Source organism: Halopelagius fulvigenes (assembly GCF_042662625.1).
Lineage (GTDB): Archaea > Halobacteriota > Halobacteria > Halobacteriales > Haloferacaceae > Halopelagius > Halopelagius fulvigenes.
This window is the reverse complement of sequence record NZ_JBHSXH010000015.1, coordinates 1117300-1132147: the sequence shown is the minus strand read 5'-3', so window position 1 is coordinate 1132147 and position 14848 is coordinate 1117300. Positions and strand designations below refer to the sequence as shown.

Sequence of the window (14848 nt, the reverse complement as noted above, 5' to 3'; positions counted from 1 at the left end):
TCTACACCAGTTTCTCCACCGCGCTTCGCACGTCCTCGGCGGACGGGATGACCTCTTGCTCTAAGGTCGGACTGAACGGGATGTGGGTGTCGGCGACGCCGACGCGCATCGGCGGCGCGTCGAGACTGTAGAACCCGTCCTCCATCACGCGGGCCATCACCTCCGCATGCGTGCCGTAGGAGAGGGGGCTCTCGTCGGCGACGACGAGGCGACCGGTCTTCTCGACGCTCTCGACCAGCGTGTCCGTGTCGAGGGGGTACAGAGACTGGAGGTCGATGACCTCGATGCTCGCTTGCCCCGCCATCTCCTCGGCGAGGTCCAGCGATTCGCCGACCATGCGCTGGGTGGCGACGACGGTCACGTCCTCGCCCTCGCGTTCGACGCTCGCCTGCCCGAGGGGGACGGTGTAGTTCGGGTCCGTCGGCACCTCGCCCTCCTGTTCGTATATCATCTTGTTCTCGAAGAAGAACACCGGGTCGTCCGAGCGAACGGCCGACTTGAGCAAGCCCTTGGCGGCCCGCGGCGTTCCCGGTGCCACCGCAAGCAGGCCCGGGAAGTGCGCGAACCACGTGTGGAGGGTGCCGGAGTGTTGGCTGGCCGCGCCCATCCCGCCGCCCTCGGTGGTGCGGACGGTGATGGGCATCTCCGTCTTCCCGCCGAACATGTAGCGCATCTTCGCCATCTGGTTGATTATCTGCTCGGAGGCGACGCCGAGGAAGTCCGAGAACATTATCTCGACGACGGGTCGCATCCCCGTCGCGGCGGCGCCGACGCCCGCGCCCGTGAACCCCGCCTCGCTGATGGGCGTGTCGCGGACGCGGTTCTCGCCGAACTCGTCCACGAGGCCGTCCGTGACGCTGAAGACGCCGCCGAACTCGCCGACGTCCTCGCCCATGATGAACACGTTCTCGTCGTCCTGCATCTCCTCGCGGAGGGCCGCCCTGATGGCCTCCCGCATCGTCATCGTCTCCGTCTGGTCTATGCTGTCGCCGGGTCGTGATTCGGTGCTCATCGGCTCTCTCCTCCGTTATTCCGCCCGCCGTCGGTCGCGGCGGACCGCGCGAATCGGTCGATGTCCGGTACGTGCATCGAGAACATGTCCTCGTACGCCTCGTGCGGGGCCGGGTCGTCCGCCGCCTGTGCGGACTCGACGGCCGCCGCTATCCGGTCGTGCGCCTCCTCGCGCATCGACTCGAACTCGTCTTGGTCTATCGTCTCCGCCTCCAACAGGCGGTTCTTGAAGTTCTGTATCGGGTCGCGGCCCTCGCGCCACTCGCCGATGTCATCCTCGTCGCGGTAGGGTTGGTGGTCCCCCTCGAAGTGCCCGCGGAAGCGGTAGGTGTCCGCCTCGATGAACGTCGGCCCCTCGCCGTTCGCGGCGCGTTCGCGGGCCTCCCTGACCGCCTCGTTCACCGCGACGACGTCCATGCCGTCCACGGTGAAGCCCGGGATGTCGTACGCCTCCGCCGTCTCGCTCAGGTGTTCGATGTTGTGTTGCTTCTCGACGGGCGTCCCCTCGCCGAACTTGTTGTTCTCGACGAGGAAGACGGCCGGGAGGTCCCACGTCGCCGCGAGGTTGATGGACTCGTGGACCTGCCCCTGCGCGACGGCCCCGTCGCCGAAGAACGCCAGCGCGACTTGGTCGGAGTCGCGCATCTGCGCCGAAAGCGCCGCGCCCGTCGCCAACGGCGGCCCCGCGCCGACGATGCCGTTCGCGCCGAGCATCCCGGCGTCGACGTCTGCGATGTGCATCGACCCACCCTTGCCGTTGCAGTACCCCTTCTGCTTGCCGTGTACCTCGGCCATCATCCCCTCGGGGTCGAGTCCCTTGGCGATGCAGTGGCCGTGACCCCGGTGCGTTGAGGCAATGAGGTCCTTGTCCTCTAACGCCGCCGCCGCCCCGACGCCGACGGCTTCCTCGCCGATATACAGGTGGACGAACCCCGGCAGTTCGCCGTCCTCGAACAGTTCGCCCACCTTGTCGTCGAACGCCCTGATGGTGAGCATGCGTCGGAGTATCTCGCGTTGCCCGTCTTCCGTGTCTATGTCTATTGATACCATGCTCCATAGGCGTGTTCTTCAGTATCGGTCATAAACGTCACTAAATCGATGTGTTTCAGTGAATGTGTCAGATTCTAACTCGTCCGTCCCTGTACGGCCGCCGCCAGACCGCCGAACGGTTTACCCCGTCGAGCCCGTACGTCGCGCCATGACGCGACATCCGACTCACGGAGGTGGTCGTCGGTGAACATGCTCGTGGACGGCGAGTGGCGAATCGACGCCTACGAGTCCACGAACGAGGAGGGGGAGTTCGACCGCCAGGAGACGTCGTTCCGCGACCGGATTCGGGCGGACTCGGACGCCGAGTTCCCGGCGGAGTCGGGCCGCTACCACCTCTACATCTCGCGCGCGTGCCCGTGGGCGCACCGGGCCGCGATGACGCGCCGCCTCAAAGGACTGGAGGACGCGATATCCCTGTCCGTCGTGGAACCCGTCCGCATCGACGACGGCTGGGAGTTCTCCGAGGAGTACCCCGACCCCCTCTACGACGAACCGTACCTGCGCGACATCTACACCCGCGCGGACCCCGAGTTCACCGGGCGCGTCACCGTGCCCGTCCTCTGGGACAAAGAGGAAGAGACCGTCGTGAACAACGAGTCCCGGGAGATAATGCGCATGCTCGACACGCAGTTCGAGGAGTACGCGACGCGGGACGTTGACCTCTGGCCCGAGGGCTACCACGACGAGGTGGACACCGCCTTGGACGCGATCTACGAACCCATCAACAACGGCGTCTACCGCGCCGGATTCGCCGAGACGCAGGAGGCGTACGACCGGGCCGTCTCCGACCTGTTCGACGCCCTCGACCGGTGGGAGACGGTGCTGAACGAACAGCGATACCTCGTCGGCGACGCGTTGACGGAGGCCGACGTCGCGATGTTCGCCACGCTCGTCCGCTTCGACCACGTCTACCACACCCACTTCAAGTGCAACCGCCGGCCCATCCACGAGTACCCGAACCTCTGGAACTACGCGAAGGAACTGTACCAACTGCCCGGCGTCGCGGAGACGGTCAACTTCGACCACATCGTCCGGCACTACTACGAGAGTCACGCCGACCTGAACCCGAAGCGACTCGTCCCCGTCGGCCCGGACATAGATTTCGACGCGCCGCACGACAGGGACCGACTGGAGGCGAACCTCCCCTCGGACCTAACGGGCGACGCCGCGCGCGCCGACGACTAACGAGCTTTTTGCAGATTCGGGTGCGCCGCGGGCGCACCGCTCTCGCGAGAACGCGAGCGTTCTCGCTGGCGCACGAGACGCCATGCGTCTCGTGAACATCGCAAAAAGCTCGACCGAAAACATTCCGCGACTCGCTCCGCTCGTCGCGGTACGACTGCCCGGAGCGGTTGTTTTGGTCATATTTTAGCGCAAATCCCCCGTCTCGTCCGTTTCATAGAGATACTCGATTAGTGATAGCTTGACGAGGCCGTACTGAATAGATAGCGCGTCTCGGTCATGGGGACCCAGTGTGGCGTTGATTGTCAGAATCGGTCGGTACAGGTAGGTTACTTCCTACTCAGCACACACTCTCTAACAAGTAGGTTGTGGGTCAACAGTCTGCATTTTACGAACAACCGTCACGGTTTCTTCATTCTCTACCTGTATCTGTAGATATTCATTCTTCGCGCAGAGGTCCTCAACCCTTACTGTAGTTTTAGCTCCCGTTTCGATTTGTGCTGTTACGGTATATGTTCCGTTCTGCTTGAGGGCTTCAAAAACATCTACACTCGTATGTGAACTCAGCTCTCTTGACTGCTCAACCACCTGTTCTCCGCCAGTAGTAACGATTAGCGAGATAGTATGTAATTCATCATCTCTATTCCAGAGTGTGAACTGAACGTCGGTACGTGTCTCAAGAGGGGTCTCAGCAGGTGAAGCAGAGGTGGGTGATTCATTAGTGGATTCCGTGTCGCTAGATGAGTCAAGACAGCCAGCGGTTGCGCTAAGGGCGGAGGTTATTAGAAGGATGGACTGTCGGCGTGATGGTCGGAGGGGCATGAGTGAACAGCCCTATTATTTAACTAAATGCTTTGTGCAGAGCGTCTACAACTCAACTTCGCTTGGATTCCGATAGTAATAGAGGGAGAATCCAACATACGTGACAAAGAGTCCGAGAAGAATTGCGAATAGTGGGTTGATACTCGCCCCGACGGAGCCAATACCTACGAGAAGGATAAATGTCGTCAGATATACGAGAATAGCAACAACGAGGGTTTGACCAATACGGTCGATAATACTGGGGTTTTCAGAGGGCATGGTCCAAGAACAACACTCACGATTGAGTAGGTGTCGGTGAGACATTCGCACACCTACTTAACGGTTAGTTCAGCACCGGTGAGACGAAATAAACGAAGTCTCCCTGAGAGGTGTACCCTCTGTATCGGTCACTCCGTTCCTATCAACACTAGAATAATCTGTTCTGTCGATGCTGAATAGAGTGCGCGTATCTTGCAATCGGTTCGGGGCTGATTCTCCTGAGAATCACAACATGGGGTTAGGGTGGCATCGCTCTGTGTCCGAGAGGTGGAATTACCCGTCAGCCTTAATTGTAGATAATTGAATAGTAAGCCTATGCGTACGTCCCTGCTCTCAGCGATTGCCGTCGTCGCCCTCCTGGTCCTCGCAGGATGTACTGGACTTCAAGGCACGGGTGGGAACGGAGCGTCGCCCGATGCGTCCCCTGCCGATTTCCCGAACGCGTCGGCCATCGACCAGTCGGTGTTCGACACCCACGCGGACGCGCTAGCGAACACGAGTTTCACGCTCTTGATCGAGAAAACCCGGAAGGATCGCGTTCTCCACCCTTCAGAAAGGAACTTCACGTACATGAACGAGACGGCCCGGTTTCTCGTTGAGCCCGGCGACTCACAGTACCTCGGACACACCACCGGCTACTTTTCGGGGAACCGTTCGGTCTACTCGAACGGAAGTGCGGAGTACACCCTGTCCCGGACGGAGAACGGGTCGGGAGTGAGTTCTTTCCGCGCCCCGGTGTTCAACGAGTCGGGCGAGCGGTATCTCTGGCGTGGATGGTTCAACAACGACAGCGGAGGCCAGCACGCGTTTGCTGCGATTGACGCCACTTACGAGCGTGAAGGCGTCGAGACGTTCCAGGGCGTTCCGGTGATGCGTTACGAGGCCACCGGCGTCGACGCGCTGTCCGCCTCGTTGCCAGGAGGCGAGAACGCGAGTTCGTGGTACGAGGAGTTCTCAGCGACACTCCTGATCGACGAAAACGGCGTCATCCGCCACTATGAGTACGAATTCGTCTGGACTGACTACTCCACCCGGAGGATTACGGAGGCGTACACCCTGTCCGACGTGGGGAGCACCGACGTTGAGAAACCGGACTGGGCGGCGAACGCGACGGCGGGGTCGTAACTACTCGGCTTGATACCGGCCGGGCTGCCAGGTTGATCAATCCATCCTCTGTAGTCAGCACGTCGCTTTTGACAGCTTTTGAGTAGGTTTCAGTGGCTGTGCTGCAGAGAAGGCGCTCTCACTCGAGAGCTTCGGATCGGGACTCACAGCAGGCAAACTGATCGAGAGACTGGCGACTACGGCTCGGATGACGCCCCGACCCCGTCAGCAATCGCTTGAAGCTCGCCCTTCCGGAACGTGGAGTCGTCCGCCGCCTCCAGTGACTCCGCGATGCCGACCTGTGCCCGGATTAGTCGGCGCATCCGCGTTGTCGATGGCCACCCCGCCTCATCGACATCGACTTCGAGTGCCTCACAGATCGCCTGCAGCTCCTCCTTCGTGAACGACGCCTCGAACTCCCGTTCGAAGCGACCCGTCGCCACTCGAATTGCGTTCCGAACCTCGTGGACGGTTGGACTCATGACTCTCTACTCTCCCGTCATCTTCCTCAAAGTTCCTACTCGGTAGTAATGAGACGTTTCCAGAAGGTACAGAGTAGATGCAATCTCTGACTATTGTTGGACTCATCCTCTGTATCCGGCACGCCGTCACTGAGGGACGTTTGAGGAGTCCCTATCGGTGGTGGACTCGACGCAGCGCGTCGGCAGTCGCTGTCCCGGAGATACGGATGTATTTCTGTGCAGTCGCTAAATCGCCCCACCCCATCAGAGCTTGGAGCGGCACCCGGGCGACGCCTTTGTAGGCGTGATAGCTGGCAGCGGTCGCTCGCAGACAGTGTGGATAGACCCGCCCCGAGAGGTCAGCCGCGCTTGCGGCAGCCTGCACTCGTCTGTTAATCGTTGACCGCGAGCGGGGAAACGCATCGTACCGGTTAGCAAAACGCTCGATACACAGCTCCAGCCGAAGCGAGAGGTCAAATGGGATAAGTCGAGCTGAGGCTACGGTCTTCGGATGCCACCGGGACGCGACAGCATCCTCGACAGAGAGGTCGTCGTTGTGGGTGGCTTCCTGTCGGGCCTGTCGTCGGCAGTATCCGCACCGGCACGGTTCGTGTTGTGGGATGCGGATCGTCCGTCGGTCCCCGTTCACCCACGCAGTCTGAAAGTGTGCAATCTCGCCAGCGCGAAGCCCGAGTCGCCCTACGATGAGACAGATGAATCTCGCTTCGAAATCGTGTGGCGCTGAAAGTGTCGAACACGCTTCCAGCAAGAATTCGAACTGACGGTCGGTGAGGACATCCTCATGGGTGTGCCGGGTCGTGAGCGCCCACCGATGGCGATCCGTCCATTCAATCGCGGGTTGGTTGGATGAGACACCCGTAGCCGTCCTCATGCTGGCGGATTGGGAGTACCGCCAAGTTGTGCTGAATAGAGGGCGCGAGTCGGTCATCGGGTCAGCACTCGATATGAACCAGCCGAGTCGGTGAGTACAGGAGCTATACAGTTCGAATAGAACTTCCGGGAACGTAACCGACGTAGAGTACACTGTGTCTAAAGTAACGGTGGGCCAAAGGCGGCTGCGGTAAACGAATCCGCGAGGAAGAGAATGAATGCGAAGCCACCGTTGAGATCGTGGTTGTCTGTTCTAATTGAAGCGTAGACGTACGCAGCCAAGCTTAGTACCATACGTCGTATCAGACGAGTTCCTATATATTCGCACCGTTCGCACGCGCTACTTAGCGGTTAGTTCAGAGTTGAAGAGACGGAATAAACGAGGTGTCTGCGATGGATGCACCCTCTGTAGTCAGCACACCGTTCCTGTCACGTCCTGAGCGTTTCGATAGAACAATCTCATCAAGTATCGCGAATCGAGTCTTGGTAGACGAGTTGCGTTGTACTTCCCGGACCCCGACGCACCGCGCGGCGACGCCTTCTTTCTCTCCGACCCCCTAACGGCGGTATGACGGACAGGAGCGTCCGCCGCCTCTTCGCGCGAGTCGAACCGCCGCCGCGACTGGTCGACTGGTCGCTGTTGGCGTGCGTCCTCGTCGAGTTCGGAAGCGGCGTCCTCAGCCTCGGGGCCGGACGCCCCGAACACTGGCCGGTGTTCTACGTCCACTCCGTCGTGGGCGTCGCGTTCGTCTTCCTGTTGTTCTTCAAACTCCGCCGGGTGCGTACTCGCGTCACCGACTCTCGCCTGTGGGACCGGGCGACGGCGCTCTCGGTTCTCACCGCGACCGTCGCCGTCGCCGCACTCGCCACGGGCGTCTGGTGGGTCCTCGGCGGTAACGCCCGCGTCCTCGCGTACTGGAACCTGCTGAACCTCCACGTGGGACTCGGACTCGTCCTCCTGCCTCTCGTACTCGCGCACCTCGTCACGCGCTTTCGACCGCCCCGCCGAACCGACTTCGAGGGCCGCAGGACCGCGCTCCGGTACGGCGCGCTTCTCGTCGGCGGCGCACTCCTGTTTCGCGCGCAGGAACTCCTCGCCGTCGCGTTGGAGACGCCCGGACGGCGGCGGCGCTTCACCGGGTCGAAACCCGTTGAGGGGGACGGACTCGAACCCGAGGGCGAGACGGAAGCGGGGAACGCCTCGTTCCCGGTGACGAGTTGGGTCGCCGACGACCCCGACCCCGTGGACGAGGAGTCGTGGCGCCTGCGCGTCGGCGGCCTGACCGATTCGACGCTGGATCTCTCCGCAGACGAACTCGCGCCCGACGACGAACGGCGCGTCCTCCTCGACTGCACCAGCGGATGGTACGCCGAACGCGACTGGCGCGGCGTCCGCCTCGGGTCGATTCTGGACGCGGCGGGGCCCGCCGACGACGCCCGGTGGGTGACGGTCCACTCCGTGACGGGCTACCGGTGGTCGTTCCCCATCGAGGAGGCCCGGGGGATGCTCCTGGCGACGCACGTCGGCGGCGAACGACTCTCGCACGGCCACGGCTTTCCTCTCCGTCTGGTCGCGCCGGACCGCCGGGGCTTCCAGTGGATAAAGTGGGTCGACGGAATCGAGGTGCGCCGCCGCCGCGACGCCGCGCAGTGGACGGCGGTATTGGTGAGCGGATTCCGGTAGCGAACCACCGCGTCGGCCTCAGTTGTCCGTCCGCGCCGCCTCGGCGTCCGCCTCCGTCTCGGCGTCCGCCTCCGCGTCGTCGAGCGAACCGCACCGAATCGCCTCCTCCGCCGCCGCGAGTGCGCCGTCGGCGTCGAACTCGGCGACGATTCGCTCTAACTCCTCCCGGGAGGCGTCGCTCAGGTCTCGCGCGTGCGCGGTGATGTTCGGCACCGCGCGCATGATGTTGTCCACTATCGGCACCGCTGCGGCCCGCGCGGACCGCGAGAGCGGATTCAGGTCGATCACTATCTCCGTCTTGCCCATCGCTCCGAGCGCTTCCGCCCTGTCGCCGTCCTCCAAGGGGACCAGAACCACGTCGGCCGCGCCGATGCCGTCCGCGTCCACCTTCGCCCGTTCGTGGTCGAGTCCCGGAATCCGGCCGTCCGCGGCGAGTCCCTTCACCTCCTCCGCCCCGTGGTCGCGGAGGTGGTCCGCGATGGCTTCGAGTCGTTCCTCCGTTCGGTTGAAGAGGTTCACCTCCACGTCGGCGTCCACCGCCGCCGCGAGTTCGACCATCTCGCCGGGGACGAGTGCGGCGACGTTGCCGTTCACCGAGAGCACCGGACGCTCGGCGAGGAGGAGGTGCGCCGCCGCCGCGCGTTCCGCCTCGTCGGCCGCGGGGTGGGTTCGCTCCCCGAGGAGGTAGTCGAACGCCTCGCCGCGCCCCTCCGCGATGAGGCCCTGCCTGCTCGTGATGCCCTTCTCCACCCCTTCCTCGATGCGGTGTCGCGTCAGAAGCGACTGGTACCGCGGGTGGCTCTCGGGAATCTCGATGTCGCTCATTGTCGGCGATTGGTTCGAAGCGGTGAAAAACGGGACGATGCGTCGTCGTCGGTCGGTCCGTCGCGACTCGGCTTCGAGGGCGCTCACTCCTCGGGCAGGAGTCCCGCGCCCGCGGTGTGGACGTCGCACACCGCGGGGTCGTACCCGGCGTCAGACAGGCCGGTGCCGAACGCGAACACCGTCTCGCCGAGCATCGCCATCGACGCGTCACCGCCCGCCGCCCGAACGTCGTCGATGGCGTCGGCCACCCGGTCGGTGAGCAGTCCAGCCTCGTGGGCGAACCGCCGCGAGAGGGCGACCATCCGCGACGCGGTGGGTTCCTCGCGCAGGTCCCCCAGCGCGGACTCCCCCGCGGCGGTCAACGCCGTCGTGTCCCCCGAGAGCACCGCCGCCGTCGAGAGTTCGCCGAAGGTGACGTACTCGACGCGCGGGCGTTCGGGGATGCCGTCCAACGCGCCGTGCCCCGGCGCGCCGGGGTCGAGGCGGATGGGGAGTCCCCCGCGAGCCTGCGCCACCACGTCGCCGAGGCCGGTTCCGGCCTCCACCTCCGCGCGGTGGGCGACGGTCACGAGTTCGTTCTCGGACCGCCCGCGCCCGAACAGGACGTTCGCGCCGAACGCGACGCCCAAGGCGACGGCACCGCTGACGCCGAACCCCGCGCCGACGGGAAGCGGCGTCTCCGCCGCGACGCTGACGCGCCCCTCGTCCACACCGAGTGCGTCGAGGACGCCTCCGACGGGGTCCACCCGGACGCGTTCGCCGTTCAACGTCACGATGGCGGGCGACACCCGCCGGGCCGCCTCGCCCGTCCTCGGGTCGCTCTCTGTCGTACCGCCGTCGTCTCCTCGTTCGTCCCGCCGAACCGTCACGCGAACCCCGTCGGTGAGCGTCACGCCTGCACCGCGAGAACCCGCGATCGCGGGGTTCTCGTCCGGGTGCGCGCTGAAGAACCCCGTCACGTGCCCGGGGACGAACGCCGTCGCCTCGTCGGTCATCGTCTGCTATTGATTCCCCGAGCGTTATGTCTGGTACGCTTCGAAGTCAGGAGGAGTCGGCGATGCGCGGAGTCGTCTTCTGCCCGCCGTGGGGGGCCCGGAACGCCCCCGTTACGAAGCGTCCCCCTCTCCTTCGTCGGCCGGTAGCACCCGCGCTTCCGGGTGTTGGCTGGTGTTCTCGGCCAGTACCCCCTCGTTGTGGAGGTGGCGGATTTCGGTCGTCACCTGCTCTCGCGTCATCTCGCTCATCGCGACGACGGCGTTCACCAAGTCCTGAACGGGGATTCCCCGGCCCGCCCCGCCGTGGTCGAACGCCGACCGCGAGTCGTCCACGTCGTCGAGAATCACCTCGACGTACCGCGCGACGTCCGTCTCCCCTTCGAGTTCGTCGTGCCACCGCGGCGGAAACGCGCTCACGCGGTCCTCTCCGACCCAGTACACGTTGTCGGTACTGACGAAGGAGTCCGACTCGACGGCCTTCTCGTCGAGTCCCTCGCGGACGCCGTCGGGGTCGAACGAGTAGCCGTTTCGAGCGAGTTCTTCGACGTACGCGACGAGGCGGTCCACGGGGACGCCCCTCTCGTCGGCGTACTCCTCGTCGTACTGTTCCGCGAGGATGACCAGATCCCCCACGAGAAGGGACTCTCTCCGTCCCGCGAGTTCGTCCAGCACCGTCTCCGAGAGGTCCGGATTCGACGGCGGAGGTGCGTCGCTCATTGTAGTGGAACGTGGGTCGCTGCGTGCAAGAGTGAAACGGCCGCGGGGCGTGGGACTCGACGGCGCGAAAAACCGATTACGCCGGCGGGTCATCTTCCGGTATGTCCCCGTCGCTGCGTCTCAGGCGCTACCGACCCGCAGACCACGACCGCGTTCTCGAACTGCACGAGGAAGCGATGCGCGACGTCGGTTCCTTCGTCGAAGGCGTTCCCGACCCGGACCTCGAAGACGTCCGGGGGACGTACCTTGACGGAGGCGGTGAGTTCCTCGTCGGCGAGGCGGACGGCCGAATCGTCGCAATGGGCGCGTTCCGCCCGGCGGAGGGGTACGTCACCGACTTCCTCGACGACTTGCCCGAGACGACGGCGGAACTCAAGCGGATGCGCGTCGCCCCCGACCACCAGCGTCGCGGGTACGGACAACGGATGTACGAGGAACTCGAACGCCGCGCGCGACAACGCGGCTTCTCCGACGTCGTCCTCGATACGACGCCGAAACAGGTCGGAGCGCGGCGTCTCTACGAACGCAACTCGTTCGAGGAAGTCCTGCGGGACCGCGTTCGAGTGGCGGACGAATCGTTCGAGATTCTCTTCTACCGAAAGTCGCTCGACTGAAGAGGAGAGTCGCTGCCGGTCCGACGAGAGGAGCGTTAGCGACTCTCGTCGGCTCTCAACGTCTTCGCCCTACGGATTTAGACGCTGTCTGTCTCGCGGGAACTCACTCGCAAATCGAAGATTTGCTCGCCGTTCCCGCTCGTCGGTAGCAACTCTACGGAGAGAGTCGCTGACGATCCCGCGGGAACAACACCGCTTCCCGGATATTGTCGAGGCCGAGCATCGTCATGACGAGGCGTTCGCCGCCGAGGCCCCAGCCCGCGTGCGGGGGCATGCCGTACTTGAACATCTTCGTGTAGTAGTCGAACGACTCGGGGTCGAGACCCTGCTGTTCGAAGCCCTCCACGAGGCGTTCGTAGCGGTGTTCACGCTGCCCGCCGGAGACGAGTTCCATGCGCGGGTGCATCATGTCGAACCCCGTCGAGAGCTGTTCGTCGTCGTCGTGGTCCTTGATGTAGAACGGCTTTATCTCGGAGGGCCAGTCGGTGATGAAGTAGTGCTCGCCGACGTCCTCGCCGAGTGCGCGTTCGCCCTCGGTCGGCAGGTCGTCGCCCCAGACGAGTTGCTCGTCGAGTTCGCCCGTCGCGTTGATCCGCTCGATGGCCTCCTCGTAGGTGAGACGGGGGAACTCGCCCTCGGGCACCTCGAAGTCGTCGGCGAAGCCGAGCGCTTCGAGTTGCTGCTGGCAGTTCTCGGCGACGCCCTCGTAGGCGGCCTTCACGACGTACTCGCAGGCGTCCATCGCCTCGGTGTGGTCGAAGAACGCCGACTCGAAGTCGATGGACGTCGCCTCGTTCAGGTGCCGCGGGGTGTTGTGCTCCTCCGCGCGGAAGATGGGACCGACCTCGAAGACGCGTTCGAGGCCCGACCCGATCATCAGCTGCTTGAACAGCTGCGGCGACTGGTTCATGAACGCCTCCTCGCCGAAGTACGTGATGGGGAACAGCTCGGTGCCGCCCTCCGTCCCGGTGGCGACTATCTTCGGCGTGTTGATCTCGGTGCAGCCGAGTTCGCGGAAGGCGTTACGGACCGACCGGAGAATCTCGGCGCGGATCTCGAAGACCGCCTTCACCTCCTCCTTGCGGAGGTCGAGCGTCCGGTTGTCGAGTCGGGTCGAAAGCTCCGCGTCGACCTTCCCGGAGGGGTCGAGGGGAAGCTCCGTGTCGGCCTCCGCGAGGACCTCGATGGACTCGGGGACGACTTCCACGTCCGTCGGCGCGCGGGGCTCCTCTTTCACCTCGCCCGTGACGGAGATGACGCTCTCGCGGTGGACGCCGAGACCGGTCTCGACGAGCTCCTCGTCCATCTCGTCCTTCTCGAACTTGATCTGAATCTTGCCGGTCTTATCGCGGAGGATGAGAAATGCGATGCCGCCGAGGTCGCGGACCTCGTGGACCCACCCCGCGACGGTCACCGTGTCGCCGGGTTCGGCGTCTGCCGTGTACGTTCGGTTCTGCATGTGACCGCGTTTCCGCCGGCGAGTCTTAAAAACGGTCGTTTCACCTCGGAGTGGGAGTGCTAAGCACACTTCGGCCCGTTCGCCGCCGCCGGTGACCGCCGGTGACCGCCGAGCGGAGGTTTATATACGGAGACGGGACCACTCCGGCCCACGATGAGACGGACGCTCACCGCCACGATGGAGTCGCTATCGACCGCAGAACGCCGAGCCGAGACCGTCATCGTCGGTGCGTTGCTCACGCTCGGGTCGGCCGTCGCTCCGATCCTCGGTATCGCTCTCCTCGGATACGCCGTCTGCGTCGTTCGCTCCGCGGCCGAGTCCGACGCCGCGTTGCCGACGTTCGGGGGGTGGGGCGACGTTCTCCTCACCGGCGGCCGGGCGGCCCTCGCGGTGCTTCCGCTTCACCTCCCCGGACTGGTCGTCCTCCGATTCGCCATCGGATTCGACCGCGCGCACCTCGTTTCGCCGTACCTCTTTGCGGACCTCCGGAACGGCGTCCTCCCCGCTCTCGACCTGTTCGCGGGGGTCCTCGCCATCGTCGTCCTCGAAATCGTCGCCGGCTACCTCTCCGTGGCCGCTCTCGTCGCCGTGGCGCATCGTCGCTCGGTGGGCGTCGGCCTCGTCGAAACTGCGCTCGAAGTTGCTCGGGACGGCGCGTACGCCCGCGCGTTCTCGGTGGCTCTCGCCGCGGGCACCGTCGGACACGTTCTCGGCGGCGTCGTCGCCGCCGTTCCGTTGGTCGGCGAACCGGCGAGCGCGGCCGTCTCGTTCCTCGCACTCGTCGTCGGCGCGTCGGTCGTCGGACACGCGTGTTCGTCGGCCGGCGGCCCCGGCGGACCAGACGGCAGCCTCCCGTTTCACGTCTCGTCCGGAACCGCGGCCGACGGTGTTCACGAGTAGACGGAGAACGCGGCGATGGGCGTCAGCGTCCGTCGAGTTACAGAAGTAGACCGCTCACTCGGCTTCGATCTGCTCCGCGTGGGCGTCGTTGACGCCCTCGACCGTCTCGCGGACGGCGTCCACCCCTTCGTCGTGGAGGAGGTCGCCGACGACGACCGTGTCGGCGTGCTTGCCCATCTCGTAGGCTGCGTCGTAGTCGCGGATGCCGCCGCCGTAGAACAGCGTCGATTCGTCGAGGGCGTCCTGCGCGGCGGCGACCTTCTCCGTGTCGCCGAACATGCCCGAGTACTCGACGTAGATTATCTCCTGTCCGAACATCTTCTCGGCGACGGCGGCGAACGACGCGACGTCGTCGGCGCTCTGTTCGGTGTCGGCCTCCGTCAGCTCCGCAACGGACGCCTCGGGGTTCAGGACGATGTACGCCTCGGTGGTCGTCCGGTTCCAGTCCAAGGGGCCGTCGATCCGGACCCACTCTTTGTGCGCGCCGGTGACCCAAAACGAGGACTCGGCGTTGAACACCGTCGGGATGAGGTAGCCGTCGAGGCCGTCGGATTCGATGACGACGCCCGGGTTCGACGGTTCCTGGTACAGGGGGACGTCGTACTTCGCGCAGGCGTCGACGACGCGTTGCATCTTCTCGGTCGTGATGTCGAGCGTCCCGCCGATTTCGATGGCGTCGGTCCCGGTGGCGCAGACGTCCTCGAACGTCTCGCCTTCCACGAGGTCCTTGTCTGGATCCACTTTCAAGACGTGGTCCCACTCCGTCCATGGCCCGGTCATTGGACCTACTTCTCCCCGGAGGCGTTAAAAATGGCGCGGATGAGCGAGTCGGTTGCGGCAGAATGGCAACCGTTCGGAGACGACCCCGACGGGCC

At 64.3% G+C, this 14848-nt stretch carries 15 protein-coding genes; 5 read left to right on the top strand and 10 right to left on the bottom strand.

The annotated features are described in order from the left end of the window. Position 1: 1 nt before the first annotated feature. Both ACFQEV_RS15970 and ACFQEV_RS15965 read right to left on the bottom strand, forming a co-directional pair. The gene (locus ACFQEV_RS15970; protein ID WP_379698152.1) at positions 2-1012 is read right to left on the bottom strand and encodes an alpha-ketoacid dehydrogenase subunit beta; all 1011 of its coding nucleotides are present in this window, start codon (positions 1010-1012) and stop codon (positions 2-4) included. Then, entirely contained in the window at positions 1009-2061 is a 1053-nt protein-coding gene (locus ACFQEV_RS15965; protein WP_379698149.1) for a thiamine pyrophosphate-dependent dehydrogenase E1 component subunit alpha, read from the bottom strand. The genes ACFQEV_RS15970 and ACFQEV_RS15965 overlap by 4 nt, the downstream gene beginning before the upstream one ends. 183 nt (positions 2062-2244) lie before the next feature. On the opposite strand from ACFQEV_RS15965, the gene ACFQEV_RS15960 reads away from it, so the two are divergent. After that, positions 2245-3246, top strand: a complete 1002-nt coding sequence (locus ACFQEV_RS15960; protein WP_379698146.1) for a glutathione S-transferase family protein — start codon at positions 2245-2247, stop codon at positions 3244-3246. 351 nt (positions 3247-3597) lie between these two features. On the opposite strand, the gene ACFQEV_RS15955 is transcribed toward ACFQEV_RS15960, so the two are convergent. Continuing rightward, on the bottom strand, positions 3598-4065 hold the full coding sequence (locus ACFQEV_RS15955) for a hypothetical protein (protein WP_379698143.1): 468 nt from the start codon (positions 4063-4065) through the stop codon (positions 3598-3600). A 573-nt stretch (positions 4066-4638) separates the two neighbouring features. Between ACFQEV_RS15955 and ACFQEV_RS15950 the strand changes: the two genes are divergently transcribed. Further along, complete coding sequence (locus ACFQEV_RS15950; protein WP_379698140.1) at positions 4639-5448, top strand: DUF7537 family lipoprotein; 810 nt, start codon at positions 4639-4641, stop codon at positions 5446-5448. 176 nt (positions 5449-5624) lie between these two features. Here ACFQEV_RS15950 and ACFQEV_RS15945 read toward each other — a convergent pair whose 3' ends face one another. Next, positions 5625-5909 carry a hypothetical protein gene (locus tag ACFQEV_RS15945; RefSeq protein WP_379698137.1) on the bottom strand — a complete coding sequence of 95 codons (285 nt, stop codon included), beginning with the start codon at positions 5907-5909 and terminating at the stop codon, positions 5625-5627. A 151-nt stretch (positions 5910-6060) separates the two neighbouring features. Beyond that, the gene (locus tag ACFQEV_RS15940) at positions 6061-6780 is read right to left on the bottom strand and encodes a tyrosine-type recombinase/integrase (protein WP_379699911.1); all 720 of its coding nucleotides are present in this window, start codon (positions 6778-6780) and stop codon (positions 6061-6063) included. Positions 6781-7347: 567 nt separating this feature from the next. Between ACFQEV_RS15940 and ACFQEV_RS15935 the strand changes: the two genes are divergently transcribed. Then, a complete protein-coding gene (locus ACFQEV_RS15935; RefSeq protein ID WP_379698135.1) occupies positions 7348-8463 on the top strand; it encodes a molybdopterin-dependent oxidoreductase in 1116 nt (371 codons plus the stop codon). A gap of 18 nt (positions 8464-8481) precedes the next feature. Here ACFQEV_RS15935 and ACFQEV_RS15930 read toward each other — a convergent pair whose 3' ends face one another. The 3 genes from ACFQEV_RS15930 to ACFQEV_RS15920 form a co-directional block, all read right to left on the bottom strand. After that, positions 8482-9288, bottom strand: coding sequence for a 4-phosphopantoate--beta-alanine ligase (locus ACFQEV_RS15930; protein WP_379698133.1), 807 nt, complete (start codon positions 9286-9288; stop codon positions 8482-8484). A gap of 83 nt (positions 9289-9371) precedes the next feature. After that, positions 9372-10283 (bottom strand): pantoate kinase, encoded by a 912-nt coding sequence (locus ACFQEV_RS15925; RefSeq protein ID WP_379698131.1) that lies wholly within the window; start codon positions 10281-10283, stop codon positions 9372-9374. A gap of 111 nt (positions 10284-10394) precedes the next feature. Beyond that, positions 10395-11000 carry a hypothetical protein gene (locus tag ACFQEV_RS15920; protein ID WP_379698128.1) on the bottom strand — a complete coding sequence of 202 codons (606 nt, stop codon included), beginning with the start codon at positions 10998-11000 and terminating at the stop codon, positions 10395-10397. Between the two features lie 101 nt (positions 11001-11101). Between ACFQEV_RS15920 and ACFQEV_RS15915 the strand changes: the two genes are divergently transcribed. Beyond that, complete coding sequence (locus tag ACFQEV_RS15915) at positions 11102-11614, top strand: GNAT family N-acetyltransferase (protein ID WP_379698125.1); 513 nt, start codon at positions 11102-11104, stop codon at positions 11612-11614. 154 nt (positions 11615-11768) lie between these two features. On the opposite strand, the gene aspS is transcribed toward ACFQEV_RS15915, so the two are convergent. After that, entirely contained in the window at positions 11769-13073 is a 1305-nt protein-coding gene (gene aspS / locus ACFQEV_RS15910) for an aspartate--tRNA(Asn) ligase (RefSeq protein ID WP_379698122.1), read from the bottom strand. Positions 13074-13226: 153 nt separating this feature from the next. Between aspS and ACFQEV_RS15905 the strand changes: the two genes are divergently transcribed. Beyond that, positions 13227-13973: a DUF4013 domain-containing protein gene (locus ACFQEV_RS15905; RefSeq protein WP_379698119.1), complete on the top strand. Its 747-nt coding sequence runs from the start codon at positions 13227-13229 to the stop codon at positions 13971-13973. A gap of 54 nt (positions 13974-14027) precedes the next feature. Here the strand turns inward: ACFQEV_RS15905 and ACFQEV_RS15900 are convergent, their stop codons facing one another. Beyond that, positions 14028-14753, bottom strand: a complete 726-nt coding sequence (locus ACFQEV_RS15900; RefSeq protein ID WP_379698117.1) for a phosphoglycerol geranylgeranyltransferase — start codon at positions 14751-14753, stop codon at positions 14028-14030. Between the last annotated feature and the right edge of the window lie 95 nt (positions 14754-14848).